The 26,832-nt window shown below is 75.0% G+C and carries 27 protein-coding genes, 1 rRNA gene, 1 pseudogene and 1 riboswitch; of the genes and pseudogenes, 6 read left to right on the top strand and 23 right to left on the bottom strand.

Translation table 11 applies throughout. The annotated features are described in order from the left end of the window. From ACI8AF_RS14070 to ACI8AF_RS14030, 9 genes are all read right to left on the bottom strand, one after another. Positions 1–265: ribosomal RNA gene (locus ACI8AF_RS14070) — 16S ribosomal RNA — on the bottom strand; the annotation flags it as partial. Positions 266–635: 370 nt separating this feature from the next. After that, a complete protein-coding gene (dapB, locus tag ACI8AF_RS14065; RefSeq protein ID WP_456540337.1) occupies positions 636–1,457 on the bottom strand; it encodes a 4-hydroxy-tetrahydrodipicolinate reductase in 822 nt (273 codons plus the stop codon). A gap of 44 nt (positions 1,458–1,501) precedes the next feature. Next, positions 1,502–1,867 carry a VanZ family protein gene (locus tag ACI8AF_RS14060; protein WP_456540336.1) on the bottom strand — a complete coding sequence of 122 codons (366 nt, stop codon included), beginning with the start codon at positions 1,865–1,867 and terminating at the stop codon, positions 1,502–1,504. Between the two features lie 7 nt (positions 1,868–1,874). Next, entirely contained in the window at positions 1,875–3,209 is a 1,335-nt protein-coding gene (locus tag ACI8AF_RS14055; RefSeq protein ID WP_456540335.1) for a M16 family metallopeptidase, read from the bottom strand. A gap of 26 nt (positions 3,210–3,235) precedes the next feature. Next, a complete protein-coding gene (locus tag ACI8AF_RS14050) occupies positions 3,236–5,524 on the bottom strand; it encodes a polyribonucleotide nucleotidyltransferase (protein WP_456540334.1) in 2,289 nt (762 codons plus the stop codon). Between the two features lie 266 nt (positions 5,525–5,790). Further along, on the bottom strand, positions 5,791–6,060 hold the full coding sequence (rpsO, locus tag ACI8AF_RS14045; protein ID WP_448627413.1) for a 30S ribosomal protein S15: 270 nt from the start codon (positions 6,058–6,060) through the stop codon (positions 5,791–5,793). Between the two features lie 129 nt (positions 6,061–6,189). Continuing rightward, the gene (locus tag ACI8AF_RS14040) at positions 6,190–7,167 is read right to left on the bottom strand and encodes a bifunctional riboflavin kinase/FAD synthetase (protein WP_456540333.1); all 978 of its coding nucleotides are present in this window, start codon (positions 7,165–7,167) and stop codon (positions 6,190–6,192) included. 2 nt (positions 7,168–7,169) lie between these two features. Next, entirely contained in the window at positions 7,170–8,309 is a 1,140-nt protein-coding gene (locus ACI8AF_RS14035; RefSeq protein ID WP_456540332.1) for a branched-chain amino acid aminotransferase, read from the bottom strand. A 67-nt stretch (positions 8,310–8,376) separates the two neighbouring features. Then, a complete protein-coding gene (locus tag ACI8AF_RS14030) occupies positions 8,377–8,706 on the bottom strand; it encodes an antibiotic biosynthesis monooxygenase family protein (RefSeq protein ID WP_456540331.1) in 330 nt (109 codons plus the stop codon). 51 nt (positions 8,707–8,757) lie between these two features. Between ACI8AF_RS14030 and larB the strand changes: the two genes are divergently transcribed. Together larB and ACI8AF_RS14020 are read left to right on the top strand one after the other, a co-directional pair. Beyond that, entirely contained in the window at positions 8,758–9,432 is a 675-nt protein-coding gene (gene larB, locus ACI8AF_RS14025) for a nickel pincer cofactor biosynthesis protein LarB (protein ID WP_456540330.1), read from the top strand. A 167-nt stretch (positions 9,433–9,599) separates the two neighbouring features. Further along, a riboswitch (cyclic di-AMP (ydaO/yuaA leader) is annotated at positions 9,600–9,744 on the top strand. Between the two features lie 8 nt (positions 9,745–9,752). After that, complete coding sequence (locus tag ACI8AF_RS14020; RefSeq protein WP_456540329.1) at positions 9,753–10,877, top strand: LysM peptidoglycan-binding domain-containing protein; 1,125 nt, start codon at positions 9,753–9,755, stop codon at positions 10,875–10,877. A gap of 61 nt (positions 10,878–10,938) precedes the next feature. Here ACI8AF_RS14020 and ACI8AF_RS14015 read toward each other — a convergent pair whose 3' ends face one another. After that, on the bottom strand, positions 10,939–11,799 hold the full coding sequence (locus ACI8AF_RS14015) for an ATP-dependent sacrificial sulfur transferase LarE (RefSeq protein WP_456540328.1): 861 nt from the start codon (positions 11,797–11,799) through the stop codon (positions 10,939–10,941). Between the two features lie 33 nt (positions 11,800–11,832). Between ACI8AF_RS14015 and ACI8AF_RS14010 the strand changes: the two genes are divergently transcribed. Further along, positions 11,833–12,651 (top strand): hypothetical protein, encoded by an 819-nt coding sequence (locus ACI8AF_RS14010; RefSeq protein WP_456540327.1) that lies wholly within the window; start codon positions 11,833–11,835, stop codon positions 12,649–12,651. Here the strand turns inward: ACI8AF_RS14010 and truB are convergent. From truB to rimP, 11 genes and pseudogenes are all read right to left on the bottom strand, one after another. Further along, entirely contained in the window at positions 12,648–13,565 is a 918-nt protein-coding gene (truB, locus tag ACI8AF_RS14005; protein ID WP_456540326.1) for a tRNA pseudouridine(55) synthase TruB, read from the bottom strand. The genes ACI8AF_RS14010 and truB overlap by 4 nt on opposite strands. Next, complete coding sequence (locus tag ACI8AF_RS14000; protein ID WP_456540325.1) at positions 13,562–14,863, bottom strand: MATE family efflux transporter; 1,302 nt, start codon at positions 14,861–14,863, stop codon at positions 13,562–13,564. Before ACI8AF_RS14000 ends, truB begins: the two co-directional genes overlap by 4 nt. Next, entirely contained in the window at positions 14,860–15,858 is a 999-nt protein-coding gene (locus tag ACI8AF_RS13995) for a DHH family phosphoesterase (protein WP_456540324.1), read from the bottom strand. Before ACI8AF_RS13995 ends, ACI8AF_RS14000 begins: the two co-directional genes overlap by 4 nt. 3 nt (positions 15,859–15,861) lie before the next feature. Then, positions 15,862–16,104, bottom strand: a complete 243-nt coding sequence (locus tag ACI8AF_RS13990; protein ID WP_456540323.1) for a hypothetical protein — start codon at positions 16,102–16,104, stop codon at positions 15,862–15,864. Continuing rightward, positions 16,101–16,589 carry a 30S ribosome-binding factor RbfA gene (rbfA, locus tag ACI8AF_RS13985; RefSeq protein ID WP_456540322.1) on the bottom strand — a complete coding sequence of 163 codons (489 nt, stop codon included), beginning with the start codon at positions 16,587–16,589 and terminating at the stop codon, positions 16,101–16,103. The genes ACI8AF_RS13990 and rbfA overlap by 4 nt, the downstream gene beginning before the upstream one ends. A gap of 81 nt (positions 16,590–16,670) precedes the next feature. After that, positions 16,671–17,027, bottom strand: a complete 357-nt coding sequence (locus tag ACI8AF_RS13980; protein ID WP_456540321.1) for a DUF503 domain-containing protein — start codon at positions 17,025–17,027, stop codon at positions 16,671–16,673. Between the two features lie 27 nt (positions 17,028–17,054). Beyond that, complete coding sequence (gene infB, locus ACI8AF_RS13975) at positions 17,055–18,887, bottom strand: translation initiation factor IF-2 (protein WP_456540340.1); 1,833 nt, start codon at positions 18,885–18,887, stop codon at positions 17,055–17,057. A gap of 972 nt (positions 18,888–19,859) precedes the next feature. Further along, a pseudogene (locus ACI8AF_RS13970) lies at positions 19,860–20,000 on the bottom strand (translation initiation factor IF-2 N-terminal domain-containing protein); the annotation flags it as partial. 59 nt (positions 20,001–20,059) lie between these two features. Then, the gene (locus ACI8AF_RS13965; RefSeq protein ID WP_456540339.1) at positions 20,060–20,428 is read right to left on the bottom strand and encodes a YlxR family protein; all 369 of its coding nucleotides are present in this window, start codon (positions 20,426–20,428) and stop codon (positions 20,060–20,062) included. A gap of 41 nt (positions 20,429–20,469) precedes the next feature. Continuing rightward, a complete protein-coding gene (gene nusA / locus ACI8AF_RS13960; RefSeq protein WP_456540320.1) occupies positions 20,470–21,588 on the bottom strand; it encodes a transcription termination factor NusA in 1,119 nt (372 codons plus the stop codon). Next, positions 21,585–22,190, bottom strand: a complete 606-nt coding sequence (gene rimP / locus ACI8AF_RS13955) for a ribosome maturation factor RimP (RefSeq protein WP_456540319.1) — start codon at positions 22,188–22,190, stop codon at positions 21,585–21,587. Before rimP ends, nusA begins: the two co-directional genes overlap by 4 nt. Positions 22,191–22,448: 258 nt before the next feature. Here rimP and ACI8AF_RS13950 point away from each other — a divergent pair, with 258 nt between their 5' ends. From ACI8AF_RS13950 to ACI8AF_RS13940, 3 genes are all read left to right on the top strand, one after another. Then, positions 22,449–22,937 (top strand): hypothetical protein, encoded by a 489-nt coding sequence (locus ACI8AF_RS13950; protein ID WP_456540318.1) that lies wholly within the window; start codon positions 22,449–22,451, stop codon positions 22,935–22,937. A 3-nt stretch (positions 22,938–22,940) separates the two neighbouring features. Then, positions 22,941–23,402 (top strand): ferritin-like domain-containing protein, encoded by a 462-nt coding sequence (locus ACI8AF_RS13945; protein ID WP_456540317.1) that lies wholly within the window; start codon positions 22,941–22,943, stop codon positions 23,400–23,402. A gap of 93 nt (positions 23,403–23,495) precedes the next feature. Beyond that, positions 23,496–24,218 carry a hemerythrin domain-containing protein gene (locus ACI8AF_RS13940; protein WP_456540316.1) on the top strand — a complete coding sequence of 241 codons (723 nt, stop codon included), beginning with the start codon at positions 23,496–23,498 and terminating at the stop codon, positions 24,216–24,218. Positions 24,219–24,282: 64 nt separating this feature from the next. Here ACI8AF_RS13940 and ACI8AF_RS13935 read toward each other — a convergent pair whose 3' ends face one another. Together ACI8AF_RS13935 and ACI8AF_RS13930 are read right to left on the bottom strand one after the other, a co-directional pair. After that, positions 24,283–26,181 (bottom strand): penicillin-binding transpeptidase domain-containing protein, encoded by a 1,899-nt coding sequence (locus tag ACI8AF_RS13935; RefSeq protein WP_456540315.1) that lies wholly within the window; start codon positions 26,179–26,181, stop codon positions 24,283–24,285. Between the two features lie 60 nt (positions 26,182–26,241). Continuing rightward, complete coding sequence (locus ACI8AF_RS13930) at positions 26,242–26,724, bottom strand: GyrI-like domain-containing protein (protein WP_456540314.1); 483 nt, start codon at positions 26,722–26,724, stop codon at positions 26,242–26,244. Positions 26,725–26,832: the final 108 nt, after the last annotated feature.

Below are 26,832 nucleotides of genomic sequence, written 5' to 3'. Positions count from 1 at the left end.
AGGCCACTACCCCACCAACAAGCTGATAGGCCGCGGGCCCATCCCCAGCCGGAAAAACCTTTCCACCACCAGACCATGCGGTCAGCGGACATATCCGGTATTAGCCCCAATTTCTTGGAGTTATCCCAGAGCCGGGGGCAGGTTGCCCACGTGTTACTCACCCGTTCGCCACTGATCCCCCACCGAAGCGGGTTCACCGTTCGACTTGCATGTGTTAAGCACGCCGCCAGCGTTCGTCCTGAGCCAGGATCAAACTCTCCGTAGATGAATTCGAAACCGGCTGAGAACCGCGACCTGACAGATCGCGATGTCAATCAACCAAAGGAATCCCCACCCGGATCCGAGAACCCGGGCATCGGGGGTTTGTTACTTGGCACTGACTTTCGGCACGCTGTTGAGTTCTCAAGGAGCGGACGCGCAACAAACCAGCCCTTCCGGGCGTCGTCGTCGGCGGCTTCTCTATGTTACGCCGTGCTGCGCATCGGGTTCACCCCGGGGGGTTCCTCCGGCCGGCCTCTCGGCCCGCGCGGCGCAGAGAAGACTGTACACCATCCCGCAGGGCCCGTGCAGGACCCTCCAGGAGTTGCCGTCCTCACCCTCCCCGTCCCACCGGCGGGCGCGGGTGTTCCCGCGGCTCAGGTGAGGCCGAGGAAGCTCTCGATGCCCACGGTCAGGCCGGGACGACGGCCGATCTCGCGGACCGCGAGCAGCACGCCGGGCATGAACGACGCCCGGTCGTAGGAGTCGTGGCGCAGGGTGAGCGTCTCCCCCGGCGCCCCCATGAGTACCTCCTGGTGCGCGACCAGCCCCGAGAGCCGGACGGCGTGCACCGGGATGCCTTCCACGTCGGCCCCCCGGGCCCCGGCGAGGGAGTCCTCGGTGGCGTCCGGCGCCGGCGGGAGCCCGGCAGCCCGCCGGGCTGCGGCCACCAGGCGGGCGGTGCGGACGGCGGTCCCCGACGGGGCGTCGACCTTGTGCGGGTGGTGCAGCTCCACGACCTCGACCGACGGGAAGAACCGCGCCGCCTCCTGGGCGAAGCGCATGAGCAGCACCGCGCCGATGCCGAAGTTCGGCGCGATGATCACGCCGAGGTCCGGCTTGGGCTGCAACCACTCGGCGACGGTGGCGAGCTTCTCCTCGTCGAAGCCCGTCGTGCCCACGACGCAGTGGATGTCGTTGTCGATGCAGAACCGGATGTTGTCCATGACGACGTCCGGGCGGGTGAAGTCGACGACCACCTGGGCGCCGGCGTCGGCGACGTTGAACAGCCAGTCGCCGGCGTCGACCATCGCGACCAGCTCCAGGTCCTCGGCGGCGTTGACCGCCTTGACCACCTCGGTGCCCATCCGACCCCGGGCGCCGAGCACACCGACGGTGAGGACGGGCGACTCGTCGCTCGCGGAGGGGCTCGCGGTGGGGTTCGCCTGCCGGCCGGTGTCGGGGGTGCTCGTGGTCACCGCGTCAGATTTCCCAAGCGGCGCCTCCGGCGCAACACCGCCGGTCAGCGCGCTGCGAGCCGCCGGGCGAGGACACCCCAGAGGAGCAGCCCGAGGAGCACCCCGGCGACGTCGGCCACCCAGTCGGCCACCGACGACGAGCGGGCCACGACGGGCAGCGCCTGCAGCAGCTCGCTGACCGCGGCGTAGAGGACGAGCAGCCCGGCGAGCGGTGCGCGCGGCAACCCCGCCCACCGCCCGGTGAACGCGAGGACGCCGAACAGCACCAGGTGGATCACCTTGTCCACGCCGGGTGGCGCCGACGGCACGTCGCCGGACGGCGCGAACAGCACCGCCAGCGAGACGAGCACCGCGACGGCGAACACCAGCCGCGCCAGCGCGCCGTGCTCGTGCATGACCTCGGTCTCCACCCGACCGCTACAGGCGGTCCAGGTCGGACGCGCGGTAGGGCCCGACGACGGCGAGGCAGGTCTCCCTGGTGAGGAGGTCGGCGGCGACCGCCCGCACCTGCTGCTCGTCGACGGCGTCGAGCCGGGCGAGGACCTCGCGCACCGGCAGGTACTCGCCGTAGGACAGCTCGCTCTTGCCCAGCCGGCTCATGCGGGAGCCGGTGTCCTCGAGGCCGAGGACCAGCCCGCCCTTGAGCTGGCCCCGCCCGCGGACGACCTCCTCGGCCGTCAGACCGTCGGCGGCCACCCGCGCCAGCTCCTCGCGGACCAGGCGCAGCACCTCCGGCACCCGCTTGGGCGAGCAGCCCGCGTAGACGGAGAACGTGCCGGTGCCGGCGTAGTGGGTCAGCGACGACCCCACGCTGTACACCAGGCCCCGCTTCTCGCGGATCTCCTGGAACAGCCGCGAGCTCATGCCGCCGCCCACGGCCGCCTCGAGGACGGACGCGGCGTAGCGCCGGTCGTCCAGCCGCCCGATGCCGAGGCCGCCGTAGAGCAGGTGCGTCTGCTCCGTGCGGCGCTGGATCAGGCCGGTGGAGCTGGCCGGCTGGGCGAGGCTGACGTCGTCCCCGCGCCGGAGCTCGGCCGGCCGGGCCTCGCCGCCCAGCCGGTCGGCGAAGGCCGCCGTCACCAGGTCGAGGACCTGCTGGTGGTCCACCCGGCCGGCGGCGGTGACCACGATCGAGGGCATCGTGTACCGCTGCCGGTACCACCCGTCGACGTCGTCGCGGCTCAGGTTCTCGATGGACTCCACGGAACCCAGCACCGAGCGCCCCAGCGGCGTCGTGCCGAACAGCGTCTCGGCGAAGAGGTCGTGCACGGCGTCGGAGGGCTCGTCGTCGCGCATGGCGATCTCCTCGAGCACCACCGTGCGCTCCGACTCCAGGTCCGCGGCGGTGTTGCACGCCTCCGTGACCAGGTCGGAGAGCAGCGTGACGGCCAGCGGCAGGTCGCTGGCGAGCACGTTCGCGTAGTAGCAGGTGTGCTCCTTGGCGGTGAAGGCGTTCATCTCACCGCCGACGGCGTCCATGGCCGTCGCGATCTCCAGGGCGCTGCGGGTCGCCGTCCCCTTGAACAGCAGGTGCTCGAGGAAGTGCGAGGACCCGGCCAGGGCCGGCGACTCGTCGCGCGAGCCGACGCCCACCCAGATCCCCAGCGTCGCCGACAGGACGCCGGGCATGGTCTCGGTCAGGACCCGCAGGCCCCCCGGGAGCTCGGTGCGCTCCACCCGGCCGCCGACCTCGTCGAGGTCGAGCAGCTCGGTCTTCCCGACGAGCGACGGGGCGGGTGCGGTCGCACCCACCCCGTCGCCCAGAACCTCAGCCGTGGTCACTCACCCGCGGGGGCGGCAGCGGCCTCGGCGGGCGCGGCCGGCGTGCCGGAGGCGTCACCGTCGTTCGAGCCGTCGGCGGCGACGGGGACGAGGCTGATCTTGCCGCGGGCGTCGATGTCGGTGATCTCGACCTGCAGCTTGTCGCCGACGTTGACGACGTCCTCGACCTTGGCGATGCGCTTGCCGCCGCCCAGCTTGCTGATGTGCACCAGGCCGTCCTTGCCCGGCAGCAGCGAGACGAAGGCGCCGAACGGCGTGGTCTTCACGACCGTGCCGAGGAAGCGCTCGCCCACCTTGGGCATCTGCGGGTTGGCGATGGCGTTGATGCGGTCCACCGCCGCCTGCGCCGACGGGCCGTCGGAGGCGCCGACGTAGATCGTGCCGTCGTCCTCGATGGTGATGTCGGCGCCGGTCTCGTCCTGGATCGCGTTGATCATCTGGCCCTTGGGGCCGATGACCGCGCCGATCTTGTCGACCGGGATGCGCACCGTGGTCACGCGCGGGGCGTACGGGCTCATCTCGTCGGGGCCGTCGATGGCCTCGTTCATGACGTCGAGGATGTGCAGCCGGGCAGCGCGGGCCTGGGTCAGCGCCTGGGCCAGGACGTCGGACGGGATGCCGTCGAGCTTGGTGTCCAGCTGCAGGGCGGTGACGAAGTCCCGGGTGCCGGCGACCTTGAAGTCCATGTCACCGAAGGCGTCCTCGGCGCCGAGGATGTCGGTCAGCGCGACGTACTGGGTCCTGCCGTCGACCTCGTCGGACACCAGGCCCATCGCGATGCCGGCGACGGGGGCCTTGAGCGGCACACCGGCGTTGAGCAGGGCCAGCGTGGAGGCGCAGACCGAACCCATGGACGTCGAGCCGTTGGAGCCCAGCGCCTCGGAGACCTGCCGGATCGCGTAGGGGAACTCCTCGCGGTCGGGCAGCACCGGCAGCAGCGCCCGCTCGGCGAGCGCGCCGTGGCCGATCTCGCGGCGCTTCGGCGAGCCGACGCGGCCGGTCTCACCGGTGGAGTACGGCGGGAAGTTGTAGTTGTGCATGTAGCGCTTGCGGGTCTCGGGTGAGAGCGTGTCGAGCTGCTGCTCCATGCGCAGCATGTTCAGCGTGGTGATGCCGAGGATCTGCGTCTCGCCGCGCTCGAACAGCGCCGACCCGTGCACCCGCGGCACGACCTCGACCTCGGCCGACAGCGGCCGGATGTCGGTGACGCCGCGGCCGTCGATGCGGACCTTCTCGCGCAGGATGCGCTGCCGCACGACCTTCTTGGTCACCGCGCGGAAGGCCGCGGAGACCTCCTTCTCGCGGCCGGCGAACTGGTCGGCCAGCTTCGCCTTGACGTTCTCCTTGAGCTCGTCGGTGGCCTGCTCGCGCTCCTGCTTGCCCGCGATCGCCTGGACGGTGGCGAGCTCCGCGGCGGCCTCGGCCTCGACGGCGGCGTAGACGTCGTCCTGGTAGTCGAGGAAGCGCGGGAAGTCGGCGACCGGCTTGGCGGCCTTCCCGGCCAGCGCGCTCTGCGCCTCGCAGAGCACCTTGATGAACGGCTTGGCGGCCTCGAGGCCCTGCGCGACGACCTCCTCGGTCGGCGCGGTGGCGCCGCCGGCGACCAGCTGGATCGTCTTCTCGGTCGCCTCGGCCTCGACCATCATGATCGCGACGTCGCCGTCGGGCAGGACGCGACCGGCCACGACCATGTCGAAGACGGCGTCCTCGAGCTCCTTGTGGGTCGGGAACCCGATCCACTGGCCGTTGACCAGTGCGACGCGGGTGCCGCCGACCGGGCCGGAGAACGGCAGGCCGGACAGCTGCGTGGACGCCGAGGCGCCGTTGATGGCCAGCACGTCGTACAGGTGGTCGGGGTCCAGCGACAGGACGGTGATGACCACCTGGACCTCGTTGCGCAGGCCCTTGGCGAAGGTGGGCCGCAGCGGGCGGTCGATCAGCCGGCAGGTGAGGATCGCGTCCTCCGACGGCCGGCCCTCGCGGCGGAAGAAGGAGCCGGGGATGCGCCCGGCGGCGTACATCCGCTCCTCGACGTCGACCGTCAGCGGGAAGAAGTCGAACTGGTCCTTGGGCTGGCGGCCGGCCGTGGTGGCCGACAGCAGCATGGTGTCGCCCATGGTCACGGTGACCGAGCCGGCGGCCTGGCGGGCGAGCCGGCCGGTCTCGAAGGTGATGCTGCGGCTGCCGTAGCTGCCGTTGTCGATGACCGCGGTGGCGGTGGTGACCCCGTCCTCGGGGTCGAACTCAGCGGTGATCCCGCTGCTCTGGGTGGTGGGTGCGGACACGTGTCCTTCTCTCGTCGTCGCACGTGGCCCTCGTGGCCGTCGTGCGCTCTCCTCTTTCGTGGCGACCTGGCGCCGACTGCGGATCCGGAGCGACCGGTCTTCGATCGAAGCTCCCGGGAACGGTGTTCCCCGCTCCGGGGGGCGCATGCCCGGGAGCCACTACCGAGGACCGGCGGCGTCTGCGGACGGCGGCGGGTCGTCGCGTCCCGTGCGGCGGGTGCCGCACGAGAGAGGGGACCGCCCGGTGGACGGTCCCCTCGTCGTGCTTACCGGCGCAGCCCGAGCCGCTCGATGAGCGAGCGGTAGCGGTTGATGTCGGTCTTCGCCAGGTAGTTCAGCAGCCGCCGGCGGCGGCCGACCAGCAGGAGCAGGCCCCGCCGGCTGTGGTGGTCGTGCTTGTGCTGCTTGAGGTGCTCGGTCAGGTCGCTGATCCGGCGGGTCAGCATCGCGACCTGGACCTCCGGCGAACCGGTGTCGTTCTCGACCGTCGCGTACTCGGTCATGATCTGCTTCTTGACAGCGCTCTCGAGCGCCATAGGACGGCCTCCTGGCCAGGTCACGTGTGGCCCCCGGTCTGGGTCACGGGGGCAGCCTGCACACACGTCGGGTTCGCCGACGCCGGGTCCACGGTACCAGCGGGCCGATCACCCCCTCCGGGGCGCGGGTCAGCCCGGCTCGGGGACGTCCAGCAGCACCCGGGTCCGGCGCACGTCGTCGTCCATGGCCGCGACGAGGGAGGCGACGTCGGCGAAGGCCGCCATGCCGCGCAGCCGCGAGACGAACTCGACCCCGACGTGCTCGCCGTACAGGTCGCCGTCGTAGTCGAGGACGAACGCCTCCACCGTGCGACGGCTGCCCTGGAACGTCGGATTGGTGCCGACCGAGATCGCGGCGGGGTAGCGCTCCTTGCTCGCCCCGCTGCGCGGGTCGCGCAGCACCAGGTGGCCGGCGTAGACGCCGTCGGCCGGGATCGCCGTGAACGGCGGGGTCTCGACGTTCGCCGTCGGGTAGCCCATCGCCCGGCCCCGGCGGTCCCCGCGGACGACGACGCCGTCCACCCGGTGCAGCCGGCCGAGCGCCCTCGCCGCGGTCTCCACGTCCCCCGCCGCCACGCAGGCGCGGATGTAGGTGGAGGAGATCGTGACGTCGTCCTCCCCGCCGTTCCCGCCGACGGCCGCCAGCGGCAGGCCCTCCACCGTGAAGCCGAAGCGCCGGCCCTCCTGGGCGAGGCTCTCCACGGTGCCGGCGGCCTTGTGCCCGTAGGTGAAGTTCTGGCCGACGACGACCTGGGCCGCGTGCAGGTGCTCGACGAGCACGGTGTGCGTGAAGGTCTCCGGCGAGAGCCGCATGAACTCCTGGGTGAACGGCAGCACGCACATCAGGTCCACGCCGAGCTCGGCGACCAGCTCGGCCTTGCGGTCCATCGAGGTGAGGATCGCCGGGTGCGAGCCGGGCCGGATCACCTCCGCCGGGTGCGGGTCGAAGGTGAGCAGCAGGCTGGGCCGGCCGAGCGCGCGGGCACGCTCGACCGCTGTGCCGATCAGCTTCTGGTGCCCCCGGTGGACCCCGTCGTACATCCCGATGGTGACGACGGTGCGGCCGAGGTCGGCCGGGGTGGCGTCGAGCCCCCGCCAGCGCTGCACGCTCAGGAGACCCGGTGCAGCCAGCCGTGGGTGTCGGGCACCCGGCCGTGCTGGATGTCGAGGAGGGACGCGCGCAGCTCCATCGAGAGCGGACCGGGGCTGCCGTCGCCGATCACGAAGTCGCCGGTGCGGGCCCGCACCTCGCCGACCGGGGTGATGACGGCGGCGGTGCCGCAGGCGAAGGTCTCGGTGACGGTGCCGTCGGCGACGCCCTTGCGCCACTCCTCGACGCTGAACCGCCGCTCGGTGACCCGGTGGCCCTTCTCCCGGGCGAGGGTGATCAGCGAGTCGCGGGTGATGCCGGGCAGCAGGGTGCCGGTGAGCTCGGGGGTGACCAGCTCGGCGTCGGCGCCGGAGCCGAGGACGAAGAACAGGTTCATCCCGCCCATCTCCTCGACGTAGCGCTTCTCCACCGCGTCGAGCCACACGACCTGGTCGCAGCCGGCCGCGATGGCCTGCTCCTGCGCCAGCAGGCTGGCCGCGTAGTTGCCGGCGCACTTGACGTCGCCGGTGCCGCCGGGCGCCGCGCGGATGTAGTCCTCGGAGAGGTAGACCGACACCGGCTGGACGCCGCGGGCGAAGTACGGGCCGGCGGGGCTGGCGATGACCAGGAACAGGTACTCGTTGGCCGGCCGGACGCCGAGGAACGGCTCGGTGGCCAGCTGGTAGGGCCGGATGTAGAGGGTCTGGTCGGGGCCGGTGGGCACCCAGTCGCGGTCGGCGTCGACGAGCGCGTCGACGGCGGCGATGAAGGCCGACTCGGGCACCGGCGGCATGGCCAGCCGCTTCGCGCCCCGCACGAAGCGGGCGGCGTTGGACTCCGGCCGGAAGGTGGCCACGCTGCCGTCGGGCTGGGCGTAGGCCTTGAGCCCCTCGAAGATCGACTGCGCGTAGTGCAGCGCCGCGGTGCTCGGGTCCATCTGCAGCGGCGCGTACGCGGTGAGCCGGGCGTCGTACCAGCCCTGCCCGGTGCGGTAGCGCGCGACGAACATCGAGTCGGTGAAGTGCTTGCCGAACCCAGGGTCGGCCAGCACCTGCGTGCGCTCGGCGGCGGGGCGGCGCGGCACGTCCTCCACGACGACCGGCACGCCCTCGGAGAACACCCGGTCGGTGGTGCGGCTGTCGGCGAGCGTGTCGGTCATGGCTCCTACCTGCACGTGCGGGGGCGAGGCGGGCGCACCGGCCCGCCTCGTCACAGTATCCCGCTCGTCAGGCCGTGCCCGACTTCGGACCCGTGCTCTCGATGACCTCGTAGCTCCACAGGTGGTGGGAGTCGCTGGCCGCGGGGGCGAGCTCGCTGCCGCCGCCGGAGTGGGCGCGCGCGAAGTCCTGGCCGCTCTCCCAGGCCCGGTAGGCCTCCTCGCTGCTCCACCGCGTGTAGACCAGGTACTGGTCGGTGCCCTCCTGCGGGCGCAGCAGCTCGAACCACTCGAAGCCGTCGGTCTCCTCGACGGCCCCGGCCCGGCCGCGGAAGCGCTCCTCGAAGCGCTCCTGCTTGTCCTTGGGCACGGTGATCGCGTTGATCTTGACGATGCTCATGGCCGGTGCCCTTCCCGTCGCGGCTGGTGATCAATCCCGCATGCTCTAGGCGTGGACTCGCAGCGCACCGCACACCTGGGGTTCGCCCGGCTCGACGTCGACCGGGCCGAGCGGACCGGGACGCCGGAGGTGGTCTACGCCGCGGGCAAGACGCCGGAGCAGACCGTCGCCTGCCTGGCCGGTCTGCTCGAGGCCGGCGCCCCGCTGGCCTGGGCGACCCGGGTGGACGACGCCACCGCCGCCGCCGTGGCGGCCCGCTGGCCCGACGCCGTCGTCGACGCGGAGGCCCGCTGCGCCTTCGTCGGCACCCTGCCGGAGCCGTCCGGTGACGTGCTGGTGCTCACCGCCGGCACCTCCGACGCTCCGGTCGCGGCCGAGGTGGCGGCGACGCTGGCGGCGGCCGGTGTGCGCTGCCACCGGGTCGACGACGTCGGGGTGGCCGGGGTGCACCGCGTGCTCGAGGTCGCCCCGGACATCGCGGCGGCCGACGTGGTGGTCGTCGTCGCCGGCATGGACGGCGCCCTGCCGAGCGTGGTGGCCGGGCTGACCGACCGGCTGGTCGTCGCGGTGCCCACGTCGGTGGGGTACGGCGCGGCGTTCGAGGGGCTCGCCGCCCTGCTCACGATGCTCACCGCGTGCGCTCCGGGGGTGCTCGTCGTGAACATCGACAACGGCTTCGGGGCGGGCGTGGCCGCTGCCCGCATCGCCCGTCGGCCGGACGTGTGAGCCGGCTTTCACAGGTTGCGGCTGACCAGTCCGTTCGCAGGCGACACGCCGAGGTGTGACCGCCGTCACGGCGACAGTTCACATAACCGCTCGTAGCGTTTTGGCTGCGCTCAGCAAACGGAGAGCGTGACGCGCCGGTCCGCCAAACCCTGTCCACCGGCTCGCGTCATCCGGAACAGCTTCAGGACAGGGGTGGGGGACCCACGTTCGCGGCGCGCGGGGGGCGCGCCTGGGGGTGAAGCCGCGTTGCGCGGCCGGGCACCGATCGCCCGAACCCGACAGCTCACCTCGCCGGCGGTGATCGGAGATCACACATCCCCATGGCAAAGCATCGCGCGCCCCGCTACGTCCGCACCAAGAAGGCCCTCGTCAAGGCCCCCGTCGCCGCCGGAGCCACGGCCGTCGGGCTCGGCATACTCACCACCCCGGCCAACGCCGCCACCACGCACGACTGGACCGGCGTGGCCCAGTGCGAGTCGAGCGGCGACTGGAGCATCAACACCGGCAACGGCTACTACGGCGGCCTGCAGTTCAGCCAGTCGACCTGGGAGGCCTACGGCGGCACGGGCTACGCGCCCCGCGCCGACCTGGCCACCCCGGCCCAGCAGATCGACGTCGCCGAGAAGGTCCTCGTCGGGCAGGGCATCGGCGCCTGGCCGACCTGCGGCAAGCACCTGACCGAGGGCACCACCCCGGCCGCCGCCCAGGCCCCCGCCGCCCCCGAGGCCCAGCCGGCCCCGGCCCCCGCCCCGGCCGCCGAGTCCACCGAGGCCGACGGCCACGGGCAGCACGCCGCCCCGGCCGGCGACTACACCGTCGTCCGCGGCGACACCGTCGCGAAGATCGCCTCCGCCCACGGGCAGGCGTGGCGCGACCTCTACCAGCGCAACGTCGACGTCATCGGCAGCAACCCGAACCTGATCTTCCCGGGTCAGGTGCTGCTGGTGTCGGCGACGGTCGACACCGCCCCGGCCCCCTCGGGCTCGGTCGGCGACTCGGCCCCGGTCGAGGCCCCGGCCGCGCCGGCCCCGGCCCCCGCGCCGGCTCCGGCCCCGGCCCCGGCGCCCGCGCCGGCCTCCGTCACCGCGCAGATCACGAACACCGCCGGCGCCACCAAGCCCCAGGCGCAGGCCGCGGCCGACAACGTGGTCACGAACGTCGCCGGGGCCGCCGGCATCACCATCGGCGGCACCCGCGCCAGCGCGGTGGACCCGCACGGCCACCCGTCCGGCCTGGCGCTGGACTACATGGTGATGTCCGACGCCGCCCTCGGCGACGCGATCGCCCAGTACCACATCGACCACTGGGCCGAGCTGGGCGTGGAGTACATCATCTGGCAGCAGCGGATCATCACCTCGCCGGGCGCCGCGTGGAAGGCGATGGAGGACCGCGGCAGCGCCACGGCCAACCACTTCGACCACGTGCACGTCAACTACGTGGGCTGAGCCCCACCGGCACGCGACAGCGGCCCCTCCCCGGCGACCGGGGAGGGGCCGCTGTCGCGTGTCAGCGGTAGCGGACGGGGTCCGGCAGCAGCTCGTTCATCGAGCCGGAGCGGAAACCGCGCGGGTCCAGCTCCACCCGCGCGAACCCGCCGACGGCGGCCAGCAGGTCCGGTCGCGCCCGCACGGCCAGCACCAGCGCGGCGTCGACCTCCACCCGTGCGACGTCGGCACCGAGGTCGCGTACCCGCAGGTCGCGCACCGGCAGCCCGGCACCGGTCAGCGCGGCCCGCAACGACGCCTCGGCCGCCTCCACGCGGGCCAGGCCCTCGGCGCTCACCGGGACGCCGTACGCGATCCGGCTGGCCAGGCACGCCGCGGCCGGCTTGTCGGCCAGCGGCAGCCCCCAGCGCCGGGCGGCGGCGCGGACGTCGTCCTTGGTCAGGCCGGCGCGGGCCAGCGGCGCCCACGCCCCGCGCGCGGCGGCCGCGGCGATGCCGGGCCGGAAACCGGCGACGACGTCGTCGGCGTTGGTGCCGGTGACGACGTCGGCGATGCCCAGCCGGGCGGCCACGGGCACCAGGACGTCGACGAGCTCGGTCTTGCAGAAGGCGCAGCGGTCGCCGGCGTTGGCCACGTAACCCGGGCGCGACAGCTCGTCGGTGCGCGGCAGCTCGTGCCGGACGCCGAGCCCGGCGGCAAAGGCCTCGGCACCCGCCCGCTCGGCCGCCGGCAGGCTCGGCGAGACCGCGGTCGCCGCGACCACCCGGCCGGCACCGAGCACCCGGACGGCGGCGGCCAGCAGCACGCCGGAGTCCACGCCGCCGGAGAACGCCACCAGCACGCCCGGCAGCGGGCGCAGCAGCCCGGTGAGGGCCGTGAGGCGCTCGTCGAGCTGCTGATCCGGTGAGATGGCGGCGACCACGTGTCCGAGGCTGCCACATCCCACGGGAGACCCATGACCGCGCTCGCGCTGCTCGCCGCCCTCGCGGCGATGCTCTCGAACAGCGCGGCCTCGCTGCTGGAGTCCGACGGCAGCCGGCGGGCGGCCGCCGGTCGGCCGCTGTGGCGCCAGCCGCGCTACCTCGTCGGCCTGGTCCTCGACGGGGCCGGCTGGCTGCTGTCCGTGGTCGCCCTGCGCTTCCTGCCCGTGTTCGCGGTCCAGGCGGTGCTGGCTGGCACCGTGCCGGTCACCGCGGCGGCGGCCTCCCGGGGGCTGCGCGGGTGGTCCCGCGCCCGGCTGCTCGCGCTGGCGGGCGTGGTGCTGGGGATCGCGCTGGTCGCGGCGGCCGCCGCCCCCGGGCGCGCGCCGCGGCTGCCCGCGCCGGCCACGCCGGTGCTGCTGGCCGCGGCCGGGGTCCTCGTGCTCGCCGCCGTCCCGCTGCTGCGCTCCGGCCGTCCGCTGGCCCTGGCGGGAGCGGCGGGGGCGGCCTTCGGCGGGGTGTCGCTGGCGGTCCGGGCCGTGCACGTGCGCTCGGCGGGCTGGTCCTCGGTGCTGGAGCTGCTCGCCGAACCGCTCGCCTACGCCGTCGTGGTGTTCGGCGCTACCGGCACGGTGCTGCTGGCCCGCGCCATGCGCGCCGGCGCCGTCGCGACGGTGGTCGCCGTCCTGACCGTGACGGAGGTGGTGCTCCCGGGCCTGGTCGGGCTCGCGCTGCTCGGCGACCGGGTGCGGCCCGGGTGGGCGCCGGCCCTGGTGGCGGGGTGGCTGCTCACCGTCGTCGCGGTCGTCGTGCTGGCCCGGACGCCGGCGGGCGGCCGGGTCGGGACGCGCTAGCCGGGCGGGAAGCCGACGGCGACACGGGCCGAGCGGCCGGCGTCCTCGACGAGGGCGACCAGCCGGCCGTCGGGGTCGACGGCGGCGTGCAGCCCGGGCGCCCCGGTGGCGGGGATGCGCTGCCCGAACACCAGCGCCTTCGCTTCCTCGGCGCCGACCGGCCGGGCGGGGAAGACGGTCGTCGCGGCCCGGGTCAGCGGGAGGAACCCCGCGCCCCCGCCGGCGACCAGCGCCGCGGCGGCGTCCTCCACCGGAGCGGCCTCGGCGACGGTGTACGGCCCCGACGCGGTGCGGCGCAGCGCCGTGAGGTGGCCGCCCACGCCGAGCGCCGCCCCGGCGTCGCGGGCGATCGCCCGGACGTAGGTGCCGGCCGAGCAGGTGACGGTCACGTCGACGTCGACCAGGTCGGGCCCGGGCCGGGTCACCCGGTGGACGACGAGGGCGTGCACGGTCACCGCCCGGGGGGCCAGCTCGACCTCCTCGCCGGCGCGCACGCGGTCGTAGGAGCGCCGGCCGGCGACCTTGACCGCGCTCACCGACGACGGCACCTGCTGCAGCGGGCCGGTCTGGGCCGCCAGCGCCGTCCGCACGTCGTCGTCGGTGAGGTGCCCCGCCGGCGTGCTGGTGAGCACCTCGCCCTCGCGGTCGTCGGTGACGGTGGCCTGGCCGAGGCGGATCGTCGCGTCGTAGGTCTTGTCGTGGCCGCCGACGTACCCGAGCAGCCGGGTGGCGGCGCCGACCCCGAGGACCAGCAGCCCGGTGGCCATCGGGTCCAGCGTGCCGGCGTGCCCGACCTTGCGCACCGACAGCGCCCGGCGGGCCCGGGCGACGACGTCGTGCGAGGTCATGCCGCCGGGCTTGTCGACCAGCAGCAGACCGGGCGGGACGTCGGCGTCGGGCCGTCTCGGGCTCATGCGACCACCCCAGCAGACAGCCACCGCCGGCCGGCCACCCGGGCCAGGACGGCCACCAGCCGCAGGGCGATGAACAGGTCCAGCCCGGTCCAGACCCCGGCCAGCCCCCAGCCCAGCGGGTGCGAGAGCAGCGAGAGCGGCAGGAACCCGACCAGCGCCGCACCGATCGTGGTGGTGCGCAGGTAGCCGACGTCGCCGGCGCCCATCAGCACCCCGTCGAGCGCGAACACGACACCGGCCAGCGGCTGCATCAGCGCCAGGAACCACCAGACCAGCGCGGCCCGATCGAGGACGGCGGGGTCGGAGGTGAACAGCGGCGGGAGGACGTCGCGGAGCGCGAGCAGGACGACCGCGACCAGCGCGCCGGTGCCCAGGCCCCAGCGCGTGACCCTCCGGGCGGTCGCCCGCGCCTCGTCGGGCCGGCCGGCGCCGAGCGCGGAGCCGACCAGCGTCTGCGCCGCGATGGCGTAGGCGTCGAGCACCAGGGCCAGGAAGAAGAACAGCTGCAGCGCGATCTGGTGCGCGCCGAGCGGGGCGGCGCCCTCCCGTGCCACGACGCCGGCGGCGACGAGGAACGACACCTGCAGCACCGCCGCCCGCAGCAGCAGGTCGCGGCCGATGCCGAGCTGGGCGCGGATGGCCGCCGGCCGGGGGCGCAGCGGCAGCCCCTCGCGCCGCAGGGCACGGAGGAACAGCGCGGCCGAGACCGCCTGGCCCGCGACGTTGGCCAGCGCCGAGCCGGGCAGGCCCAGCCCGACCGGGTGGACCAGCAGCGGGCACAGCACGAGGCTGACGGCGCTGCCGGCCAGCACGTAGCGCACGGGCCTGCGCAGCTCCTGCACACCGCGCAGCCAGCCGTTGCCGGCCAGCGAGAGCAGCAGCAGCGGGGCGCCGAGGGAGGCGATCCGCAGCCAGGTCTCCCCCGCCTCGGCCACCGGTCCGGCGCCGCCGGCCAGCAGCCGGGACAGCGGCCCGGCCAGCAGCTGGAACAGCAGCAGGACCGCGGCGCCCAGGGCGAGCGCCAGCCAGGTGGCCTGCACGCCCTCTGCCACGGCGCCGGCGCGGTCGCCGGCCCCGGCCCGGCGGGCGGCGCGGGCCGTCGTCCCGTAGGCGAGGAAGTTCAGCAGCGCGGTGGCCCACGCCAGCAGCCCGCCGCCGACGGCCAGGCCGCCGAGCGCCACGGTGCCGAGGTGGCCGACGACGGCGGTGTCGACCAGCAGGTACAGCGGCTCGGCCGCGAGGACGACGAGCGCGGGAACGGCGAGCGCGAGGACGCCCCGCTGCGGCGGGGCGGTCACTCCGGGGCGAGTTCGGCCCTCAACGCGGCGATCGTCGCCTCGCGGTCGAGCCAGCTCGTGTAGCCGGCAGCGGCGCGGTGCCCGCCCCCGCCGAGCGCCATCGCGACGCGGGCGACGTCGGTGGCCCCGCGGGAGCGCAGCGAGACCGACCACGAGCCGTCGTCCTGGCCCTTGAGCACGCAGGCGACGTCGGCCTCCTCGGTGGACCGGACGACGTCGACGAGCGCCTCGAGCTGCTCGCCGGGCAGGCCGTGCTCGGCCGCCTCGGCGGTGCTCGACCAGGTCCAGACCAGGCCGGTGCCCACCGCGGGCTCCAGCACGGCCCGGCCGGTGACGGCGGAGAGCAGCCGGAGCCAGCCGAACGGTGCGGTGTCGAACAACCGCCGGCTGATCGCCGCGTGGTCGATGCCGGTGGACAGCAGCCGGGCGGCGAGCTCGTGGGTCTCGGGGCGGGTGCTGCCGAAGCGGAAGGACCCGGTGTCGGCGGCCAGCCCCGCGTAGAGGCAGGTGGCGATGGTGCGGTCGACGAACACCCCGAGGCCGTCGAGCACCTCGGCCACCAGGGTCACCGTGGCCGGGGCCGCCGGGTCGATCAGCGACACGTCGCCGAAGCCGGGGTTGCTCGCGTGGTGGTCGATGACGACCGCCGTGCCCGCCGACCCCAGCAGCCCGACCAGCTCCCCCAGCCGGCCGGGCGAGGCGGCGTCGAGGCTGACGAAGACGTCCGGCGAGGACGGCAGCTCCGACGACGGCACCAGCGCCTCGGCGCCGGGCAGCCAGCCCAGCGAGGCCGGCAGTACGAACGGGTCGGGGAAGGTCGGCAGCACGCGGGCGCCGCGGCGGCGCAGCCCCTCGGCCAGGGCCAGGGTGCTGCCGAGGGCGTCGGCGTCGGGCTGGACGTGACCGGAGAGGACCACGGTGGCGCGCGCGGCCGCCGCCTCGTCGAGGACGGAGGCGACGGTCCGCCGCGCGACCTTGCGCAGGGGAACGCTCATGGGTCAGGCATCCCGACCGGGGTCGGCGACCGGCGGGGCGTTCCCCTCGTCCTCGACCCGCCCACCACCGGGCGGGAAGGTGCTGCCGTCGTCGGGCTGGTCGGCGGCGATGCTCGGCGCCTCGCCGATCTCGCCCCGCTTGCCACCCTCCGTCGGGTCACCGCCGGCGGGCTCGCCGCGGCCGCCCAGCTCCGCGCGGCCCTGGCCCTCGTCGGGGAGGTTCGGGTCCGGATCCACTTCACTCATGAACGGCTCCCGGAGTCGGCGGTCTCGTCAGCGATCTCATCGGCAGTCTCGTCGTCGTCAGGGTCCTCGGCGGGACGGCGGTACGGGTCGGCGTCCCCGGCGTAGCTGGCGCCCTCCCGGGCGCGGGCGAGCTCGGCGTCGGCGTGCTTGACCCGCTCGATGGCGGCGTCGAGCTCGCGGGCGGTGTCGGGGACGGCGTCGGCGACGAAGGTGAGCGTGGGGACGAACTTGACGCCGGTCTGCCGGCCGACGGTGGAGCGCAGCACCCCGGTGGCGCTGGCGAGGGCCTTGGCGGAGTCGGCGACCTGGGTCTCGTCGCCGAAGACGGTGTAGAAGACCGTCGCCTCGCGCAGGTCGTTGGTGACCCGGGCGTCGGTGACGGTGACCATGCCCAGCCGGGGGTCCTTGATCTGGGTCTCGATCGCGGCCGAGACGATCTGCCGGATGCGGACGGCCAGTTTGCGGGCGCGGGCCGGATCGGCCATGGACCCTCCTCGGGACGGGGCGCACGCCACGTGCGCCCGGACGGACAGGGGGACGGCGAGGGCTGCGCCGGTCGGAGCGGTTCAGTCGTCCTCGTCGGAGAACAACTGCCGGTGCGTCGACAGCAGGGTCACCTCCGGCCGCTCGGCCAGCAACCGCTCGCACGAATCGAGGACGTCGGTCACCTGACCGGCGTCCCCCGCCACCGTGGCGACGCCGATCTGCACCCGACGGTGCAGGTCCTGGTCGCCGACCTCGGCGGCGGAGACGGCGAAGCGGCGCCGCAGCTCGGCCACGATGGGCCGGACCACGGCGCGCTTGCCCTTGAGCGAGTGGACGTCGCCCAGCAGCAGGTCTGCGGAGAGCGTGCCGGTGAAGATGAGGACCCTCCTGCCCCCCACCGCTCGCACGCTCGCGGCGGGCCCCTGCAGGAGGGCCATCGGGCTCTCCTGCAGGGGCCTCCTACGTCAGGCGCGCGGCTTCTCGCGGACCTCGAAGGTCTCGATGACGTCCTCGACCTTGACGTCGTTGAACGACCCCAGGCCGATACCGCACTCGTAGCCCTCGCGGACCTCGGTGACGTCGTCCTTGAAGCGGCGCAGCGACTCGACGGTCAGGTTGTCCGCGATGACGACGCCGTCGCGGATGACCCGGGCCTTCGAGTTCCGGTTGATCGTGCCGGACCGGACGATCGAACCGGCGACGTTGCCGATGCGCGGCACCCGGAAGACCTCGCGGATCTCCGCCGTGCCGAGCTCGACCTCCTCGAACTCCGGCTTGAGCATGCCCTTGAGGGCCGCCTCGATCTCCTCGATCGCCGAGTAGAGGACCGAGTAGTACCGGACGTCGACGCCCTCGCGGTTGGCCAGCTCGGTGGCCTGCCCCTCGGCCCGGACGTTGAAGCCGATGACGATGACGTCGTCGGCCAGCGCCAGGTCGATGTCGCTCTTGCTGATCGCACCGACACCGCGGTGGATGACCCGCAGCGAGACGTCGTCGCTCACCTCGATCTTCATGAGCGCGTCCTCGAGCGCCTCCACGGTGCCCGAGTTGTCGCCCTTGATGATCAGGTTGAGCTGACGGTTCTCCTTGAGCGCCGCGTCGAGGTCCTCCAGGCTGATCCGCTTGCGCATCTGCGCGTTCTGCGCGTTGCGGATGCGGGCCTGGCGCCGGTCGGCGATCTGCCGGGCGACGCGGTCCTCCTCGACGACGAGGAAGGTGTCACCGGCACGCGGCACCGAGGTGAGACCGACCACCTGGACGGGCCGGGCCGGCAGGGCCTCCTTGAGCCGGGTGCCGTGCTCGTCGAGCAGCGACCGGACGCGCCCGAAGGCGTCGCCGGCGACCAGCGAGTCGCCGACCCGCAGGGTGCCGCGCTGGACCAGGACGGTGGCCACGGGGCCGCGACCGCGGTCGAGCTTGGCGTCGATGACGACGCCCTGCGCGTCCATCTCGGTGTTGGCCCGCAGGTCGAGCGCGGCGTCGGCGGTGAGCAGGATCGCCGCGAGCAGGTCGTCGAGGCCCTGGCGGGTGACCGCCGAGACGTCGACGAACATCGTGTCGCCGCCGTACTCCTCGGCCACCAGCCCGTACTCGGTGAGCTGCTGGCGGATCTTGGCGGGGTTGGCCCCCTCCTTGTCCACCTTGTTCACCGCGACCACGATCGGCACCTCGGCCGCCTGGGCGTGGTTGAGCGCCTCGATCGTCTGCGGCATGACGCCGTCGTCGGCGGCCACGACCAGGACGACGATGTCGGTCACCTTCGCGCCGCGGGCACGCATCGCGGTGAACGACTCGTGACCCGGGGTGTCGATGAAGGTGATCGCCCGCTCCTGGCCGTCCAGCTCGGTGTCGATCTGGTACGCGCCGATGTGCTGGGTGATGCCGCCGGCCTCCCGCGCCACCACGTTGGTGTTGCGGATGGCGTCGAGCAGCTTCGTCTTGCCGTGGTCGACGTGACCCATGACGGTGACGACCGGCGGACGGGTCTCCCAGTCCTCCTCGTCGCCCTCGTCGCCGAAGGTGAGGTCGAAGGTCTCGAGGAGCTCGCGGTCCTCGTCCTCCGGCGAGACGACCTGGATGTCCCAGCCGATCTCGGCACCGAGCAGCTGCAGCGTGTCCTCGTTCACCGACTGCGTCGCGGTGACCATCTCGCCCAGGTGGAACAGGGCGGTCACGAGCGCGGCCGGCTGGGCACCGATCTTCTCGGCCAGGTCGGTCAGCGAGGCACCGCGCGGCAGCCGGACGGTCTGGCCGTTGCCGCGGGGCAGGCTGACGCCGCCCATGCTCGGCGCGGCCATCTGGTCGAACTCTTGACGCCGCTGCTTCTTGCTCTTGCGACCGCGGACCGGACCGCGACCACCCGGACGCCCGAAGGCACCCGCGGTACCCGCACCGGAACCGCCGCGACCACGGCCACGGCCACCGCCGCCACCGCGGAAACCGCCGCCGGCACCGGCCGGGGCGCCACCGCCGCCGCCACCGCCGCCGCCACCGCCGGGGCGGAAGCCGCCGCCACCGCCACCCGGGCCACCGCCCGGACGGCCCCGGCCACCGGCACCGCCGGGGCCGCCGCCGGGACGCCCGGCACCGGCCGGACGCGGCGGCATCATGCCGGGCGAGGGCCGCGGCGGCATCATGCCCGGGTTCGGGCGCGGACCGCCGGGACCGGCGGCCGGTCGCGGACCGCCCGCGCCGGGACCCGGACGCGGGCCGCCGGGACGCGGACCAGCCGCACCGGGAGCCGGGCGGGGACCGCCGGGCGCACCCGGACGGGGACCACCCGGACCGGCCGCGGGGCCCGGTCGCGGGCCACCGGCCGACGGAGCCGGCCGCGGGGTGCTGCTGAAGGGGTTGTTGCCCGGCCGCGGAGCCGGACGGGGACCCGGCCGCGGGCCGGGAGCGCCGGGCCGCGGAGCTGCCGCTCCCCCGCCCACCCCGGCGCCGCCGGCCGGGGCCGGACGCGGACCGGGGGCACCCGGACGCGGGGCACCCGGAGCCGGCGCCGGACGGGCCGGGGACGGCGCCGGGGCGGACGGGGCCGAGGCCGCCGGTGCCTGGGGCGCGGCGGGACGGGGCTCCGGACGCGGGCCGGGCGTGGGGGCCGCGGGGCGCGCCGCCGGGGCCGGCGGGGCGGCCGGGGCCGACGGGGACGGCGCCGCGGCCGCGGGACGCGGCGCGGGAGCAGCCGGGGCGGAGGGACGGGCGGGCGCCGGAGCGGGCGCGCCACCGCCGTTGGAGCCGCCGGAGCCACCGGCGACGAAGGCCTCACGCAGCCGCCGGGCCACGGGGGCCTCGACGGTGGAGGAAGCGGACTTCACGAACTCGCCCTGCTCCTTGAGCTTGGCGAGCACGGCCTTGCTGTCGACACCGAACTCCTTGGCGAGTTCGTGTACGCGGGCTTTGCCTGGCACGGATCTCCTCTTCGAGGCCGGCGGCTCACCCGCTCGACCTGGTCGTTAGTGGTGCATGGTCATCGCTGGGACTTCACGGCTGACTCATCCGACGACGTCCTGACTTCGATGTGCTCACCGGCCTGGTGCCGGTTCGCCCGGGGTGCTGCTGGTCCTGCGGTGCTGCGCCCGTCCCGGTCCGCACCCGCGAGCGACTCCGGGGAGGCGCCGAGGACGTGGGCTCGGAGCGGACCGGCCTCCAGCGGGACGCTGCAGCGCAGCGCCCGCCCGAAGGCCCGGCGTCGCTCCGCTGCGTGCAGGCACTCCGGTGTGGGGTGCAGGGAGGCACCCCGGCCGGGGAGCCGGCGCCGCGGATCCGGGACCAGGGTCCCGCTCCGGGCGACGACACGCAGCAGATCGGTGACCGGAACACGTTTCCGGCAGCCCACGCAGGTGCGCACCGGGATCGACGATTCGGCCACCGGTAACTCTAGCGCGCGGCAGGTCCCGGATGTTCCGCCCGGCGTGGCGGGGGTCGGTGACCTGCCCCTCTCGGGGGCTGTGCCTGGCCGGGGGGAGCCCCGGTGCGCAGCGGCGGCCTGCCGACGCCCGGCGAGGGCGTGGCCGGGTCGTCGGGCTGCGCGTCGCTGCGGATGTCGATCCGGCAGCCGGTCAGCCGGGCGGCCAGGCGGGCGTTCTGCCCCTCCTTGCCGATCGCCAGCGACAGCTGGTAGTCGGGCACGATCACCCGCACCGCCTTGGCCGTCGGGTCGACGACCCGGGCGCTGCTCACCCGCGCCGGGCTCAGGGCCGAGGCGACGAACGTGGCGGGGTCGTCGGACCAGTCGACGATGTCGATCTTCTCGCCGTGCAGCTCGCTCATGACGTTGCGCACCCGCTGCCCCATCGGGCCGATGCAGGCGCCCTTGGCGTTGAGCCCGGCGACCTTGGTCCGGACCGCGATCTTCGAGCGGTGGCCGGCCTCGCGGGCGACGGCCACGATCTCGACGCTGCCGTCGGCGATCTCGGGCACCTCGAGGGCGAACAGCTTGCGCACCAGGTTCGGGTGGGTGCGCGACACGGTGACCTGCGGTCCCCGGAACGTGCGCGAGACCGAGACGACGTAGGCCTTGATCCGGGTGCCGTGGGCGTAGGTCTCCCCCGGCACCTGCTCGGCCGCGGGCAGCACGGCCTCGACCTTGCCGATGTCGATCATCACCACGCCGCTGGCGTTGCGGCGCTGGTCGGCCTGCACGATGCCGCTGACGATGTCGCCTTCCTTGCCGGCGTACTCGCCGAAGGTCTGCTCGTGCTCGGCGTCGCGCAGCCGCTGCACGATGACCTGCTTGGCGGTGCTGGCGGCGATCCGGCCGAAGTCCGACGGGGTGTCGTCCCACTCCCGGACCACCTCGCCGTCGGGCCCCAGCTCCTGGGCCAGCACGGCGACCTCGCCGGTCTTGCGGTCCACGTGCACGCGGACGTGCTTGGCCGCGCCGTCGGCGTGCCGGTACGCCGTCACCAGCGCCGACTCGATGGCCTCGATCACCGTGTCGGCGGGGATGCCCTTCTCGCGCTCGACCGCCTTGAGCGCGGTCACGTCGATGTTCACCGTTCTCCTCCGTCGTCCCCCGCGTCATCCTCCCGCGCGTCGTCCTCCGCCGTCGCGTCCTCCGCCGTCCCCGGGACCGGCCGGCCGAACTCGACCTGCACCCGGCCGGTGCCCAGCAGCGCCCAGGGCACCTGCCGCGGCACCGGCGCCCGCTTCCGCGCCCCCGGCTTGCCCTGCGCCTCGACGGCGAGGGTGACGCCGTCCCCGTCGACGCCGGTGACCCGCGCGGTGACCTGCTCGGCGGCGCCGGCCGGGCCGACGGCGACGGTGACCAGGCGGCCGGTGTTGCGGCGCCAGTGCCGCGGCTCGGTGAGCGGCCGGTCGACGCCGGGGCTGGTGACCTCGAGGACGTAGGGCGCGCGGCCCAGGTCGCCGTCGTTCTCGTCGAGGGCCGCGGAGACGGCGCGGCTGACCTCCGCGATGTCGTCGAGGGTCACGCCGTCGTCGTGGTCGACCACCACGCGGACGACGCTGCGCCGGCCGGCCGGCGTGACCACGAGCTCCTCGAGCTCGAACCCGGCCGCGTCGACGACCGGCTGGATCCAGCCGGTCAGCCGCTCGGTCGCCGGGTCGGGCCGTCGGCTGCCGCGGGACGCGGGCACGGGCTCCTCCTCCTCGATCGCCGCCTGCGGGGCTGGTGCGGGCACGGCGCGGCCCGCCGCCCGGGCGGTCCGGGTGCGGTCCGGCCGCGGACGGCGGGAAGAGGCCAGGCTACCGCCCGGCCGTGCCGCCGGGGCGGGGAGCCGGGAACCCGGCGGACGTGCCGGGCGGGACGTCTGTGACGCGCCCGGGGAGGACGGCGCGGCGCGCTCCCGGCGTCGTCCCGGCCTCCCGCGGGAGGGGCTGTCAGGATGGCGGTGATGGTCCCGCTCCCCGTCTCCGGCCCCCCGGCCTTCTCCCGGCGCACCCTCCTCGCGGGCACCGCCGCGGGGCTCGGGGTGCTGCTCGTCGGCTGCACCTCGTCCGACGACGGCGGGACGCCGGTCACCCCGGAGCAGGCCGACGAGCTGGCCGGGCAGGTCGCGGTGCAGGAGGCGCTGGTCGCCGCGTTCGCCGCCGCGTCGACCGCGGACCCGGCCCTCGGTGGGCAGGTGGCCGACCTCGCCGCGCAGGCCGGGGAGCAGCTGGACCGGCTGCGCGCCGCGGCGCCCGGGGCTCCCTCCCCGGCGAGCGGGTCCGCGGGGGTCACCCCTCCCTCGCCCGGGGAGGCGCGCGCCTGGCTGCGCACCCAGGTGGGCACGGCCGCCGACTCGCACGCCGCCGCCTGCCTCGACCAGCACGGGGCGCGGGCGGCGCTGCTGGGGTCCGTCGCGGCGGGGCTGCGCGGCATGGGCGGGAGGCTGGCGTAGCCGATGGCCGACGATCTGCAGGTCGACGAGCGCACCGAGACCGAGGCGCTGGGCGAGGCGCTGGCCGCCGAGCACACCGCCGTGTGGGGCTACGGCGTCGTCGGCGCCGCGCTGCCGCCCGACGCCCGGGGCCCGGCCGCCGCCGGCGAGACCGCGCACCGCGACGCCCGCGACCGCCTGGTGGCGCTCCTCGACGAGCGGGGGGCCGACCCGGTGCCGCCCGAGGCCGCGTACGCGCTGCCGTTCCCGGTGCTCTCCGGCACCGACGCCGCGGCGCTGGCCGTCGTCCTCGAGGACGGCGTCGCCGGCGCGTGGGTGCGGGTGCTGGCCGGGGCCGCCGACCGAGAGGTGCGGCTGCTCGCCGTCGAGCAGCTGAGCGCCGCCGAGCTGCGGGCCGTCGGCTGGCGCACCGCGACCGGCCGGGCCCCGACGACGACCCCGTTCCCCGGCCTCCCCGCGGGATAGCGGCCGACTTCAGCGCTTCTTCAGCGCCCGCCCGAAACCTCCTCCCTGCCCGGGACGCACCGCTCCCGGGACCAGGCACCCGAGGAGGACCCCGTGACCGCCACCCTGTCCGCTCCGCCGCAGCTCGCCCTGCCCGGTCAGGTGCACGCCGCACCCGGCCGGCACGACCTGAGCGGCATGTTCGTCGCCCACCACGGCTTCCGCCGCGACCTGTCCCGGTTCGCCGCCGCCAGCCGCGCCACCCCGGTCGACGACGCGGAGACCTGGGCGGCGCTGGCCGCCCGCTGGGAGCGGTTCGGCGAGATCCTGCACCACCACCACGTCACCGAGGACACGGCGATCTGGCCGGAGCTGTTCGCCGCCGTCGACGCCCAGGGCGATCGCGGCGCGCACCTCACGCTCGACGAGATGGAGGCCGAGCACGACGTCGTCGACCCGATGCTGGCCGCCTGCGCGGCAGCCTTCGCCGAGATGGCCGCCGCTCCCACCCCGCAGGCGCGCGACCACCTCGCCGAGGTCGTCCACGCCGCCGGCGACAGCATCTCGTGGCACCTGTCGCACGAGGAGACCGAGGCGCTGCCCATCCTGCAGCGGCACCTCTCCGCGACGGGCTGGAGGGCGGCCGAGCGCATGGCGAGCTCGGAGCGGTCGCCGCGGAAGGTCGCCTTCCTGGTGCCGTGGCTGGCCGACGGGCTCCCCGAGCCGGTGTTCGACCAGTTCGCCCGGGCGGCCAACCCGGTGCTCAACGTCGTGCTGACGATGACCAGGGCCCGCTACCAGCGCAACGAGGCCCGGTGCTTCCGCCACATCTGGTGAAGGACCCCGGTGCCCCCCACCGCTCGCACGCTCGCGGCGGGCCCCTGCACCGGGGCCAGGCCCGTCAGCCGAGGTTGCCCAGGAAGGTGTCGGTGATCGCGACGGCGGCGCTGCTCGACCCGCCGCCCTCGACGAGGACGGCGAAGGCGATGTCGCCCTGCGGCCCGCCCAGCTGGTAGCCGACGAACCAGCCGTGCGCGGGAGGCGGGTCGCCGCTGCCGAACTCCGCCGTGCCGGTCTTGCCGTAGACCTCGCCGCGGTCGGCCAGCGCCGTCGCGGTGCCGCTGAGCACGACCTGCCGCATCAGCGGCCGCAGCGCGTCGAGCACCCCGGCCGGCGGACCGGTCGGCGCCGTCCCGGCCGGGTCGCCGCCCACCACCTCGACCGGCGGGGCCGGGGTGCCGCTGGCGATGCCGGCGGCGACCAGGGCCATCTGCGCCGGGCTCATGAGCACCTCGCCCTGCCCGATCTGGTCGGCGGCCTTGGTCGTGCCCGTGGCGTCGGCGGGCACCGCCCCGCTGAAGATGCCGATCGGCAGGTCCCACTCGGTGCCGACGCCGTACGCCGCCGCGGCCTGCGCCAGGGCGTCGTCGGGCAGCTGGAGCCCGAGCTGGATGAAGGTCGTGTTGCAGGACTGCGCGAACGCCTCGGTGAACGGCACGGTACCGAGGTCGAACCGGTCCTCGTTCTCGAACTCGCGGCCCTCGACGGTGGTCGTGCCCGGGCAGGGCACGGGGGTGTCGGGGGTGACTGCGCCGGCCGACAGCAGGGCGGTCGCCGTCATGGCCTTCATGCTCGACCCGGGCGGGAACTGGCCGCGCAGGGCGTTGCCGGGGTCGGCGGCCGCGTTGGAGGAGACGGCGAGGATCTCCCCGGTCCCGGGGCGGACGACGACGACGTGCGTGGGCAGGGTCTGCGTCGCCGCCGCGGCGTCGGCGGCCAGCTGCACAGCCGGCACCAGCGGGGTCTGCACCGGCGTCCCGGCCGCGGGGGCGACCGAGGCGATCTCGCGGCCCTCGTCGCCGGTGCTCTCGTCGAGGCTGACCACGTCGACGGTGAAGCCGGGCGTGCCGGTGAGCTCCTCCTGGAAGGCCCGCTGGAGACCGGAGAGGCCGAGCTGGTCACCGGCGGCGTAGGCCGCCTCGCCGTCCTCGCCCTGCGACTCCTCGAGGATCTCGGCGGTCGCCGGGCCGACCCGGCCGAGCAGGGCGAGGCCGAAGCGCGACGTCGGCGCGAGCAGCCGGGTCTCGGTGGGGAAGACGGCGCCGGGCAGGTCGAACACCTGCGCGCGGATCGCCTCGAAGTCCGGCCGGCGCAGCGTGATGACGGGGACGAACTGGCCGGGCTGCGCGCCCTGGACGTCGGCGACGATCTGCTGCGGGTCGACCCCGGTGGCGGCACCGAGCGCGGCCGCGAGCGCCGGCAGGTCGGTCACCTGCCCGGGGTCGACGCCGACGTTGACCACCTCGGTGGGCGTGAACAGCGGGGCGCCGGTCGCGTCGGTGATCGGCGCGCGTTCGGGCAGCAGCCGGGTCAGCTGCAGGCGCTGGCCCTCCGCGAGCTCGGGGTTGACGACCGTCGGCGCGCTGACCACCTGCCAGCCGTCCTCGGCCTCGCGCAGGCCGAGCGTCGCCTCGTAGGTCCAGTCGGGGGCGGCGGCGAGGTCCCAGGTGGCGGTCCAGGCCACGGTCGCGTCCTCGCCGTCGACGGTGACCTGCCCGAGCTCGCCGGTGAGGGTCGCGTCGGGCAGGTCCTGGGCGGCCTGGTCGAGCAGCGCGGTCGTGGCGTCGGGGTCGCTGGTGAGCCGGGCCGCGGCGGCGGTGTCCCCGCCGGACCACGCGTCGAGGAACTCCTGCGCCGCCGCCCGGACGTCGTCCTCGGAGCCGCCGGAGCAGGCGGTGAGCAGGGGTGCGGCGAGGACGGCCGCGGTCAGCAGGAGGCCCGAGCGCCGACGGATGTGCACGCCGGTCACTGTCGCAGACCCGCGGACCGGATCCGTCCGGACCCGCGGAGGGGCCGCCGGTCAGACGTGCGGCGGGGGCGGCGGCACCGGCGGGAGGCGGCGGCAGGGCACGGTCACCACGGTGACCGCGGAGGCGCCCGGCAGGTCGACGTAGGACTCCCACGGCTCGCCGGTCGCCACGTACTCGTTGCCGGCCAGCCACTCCCGCAGGGTCTCGTAGGTGAACCCGACGGTGTTGTGGTCGCCGTCGTGCGCCGCGGTCACCATGGGGCCGCCGGGCAGGGTCTCGACGGTCACCCGCCCCGCCGGCCGGACGTCGTCCTCGACCGGCAGCCCGGCCTCGACGTCCAGGCCCCGCCCGGTCGCGCGGTAGCGGGCGAAGGGCGGCCCGACGGCGGTCAGGTGCTGTCGGGCCAGCAGCGCCCGCACCTCGTCGTACGCGCGGGTGAGGAACTCGTCGAACTCGGAGTTCCCCACGTGCCCGTGCACCACCGCCACGCGCTGCGGCTCGTGCTCCACCAGTTCGATCAGCCCTGCGGTCATCGCGGCTCCCGGGAGGACGGCCCGCCGTGGGACGGCTGCCCCGGTGCGGGCAGTGCACATGGTGGCCCGAGGGCGCGGCGCCCGACACCCCCTGCGGCGCGGACGACC

The sequence above is a fragment of the Blastococcus sp. SYSU D00669 genome (assembly GCF_054050715.1).
Note: the sequence above shows the minus strand (reverse complement) of the source record. Positions and strands in the feature narration are given on the sequence as shown.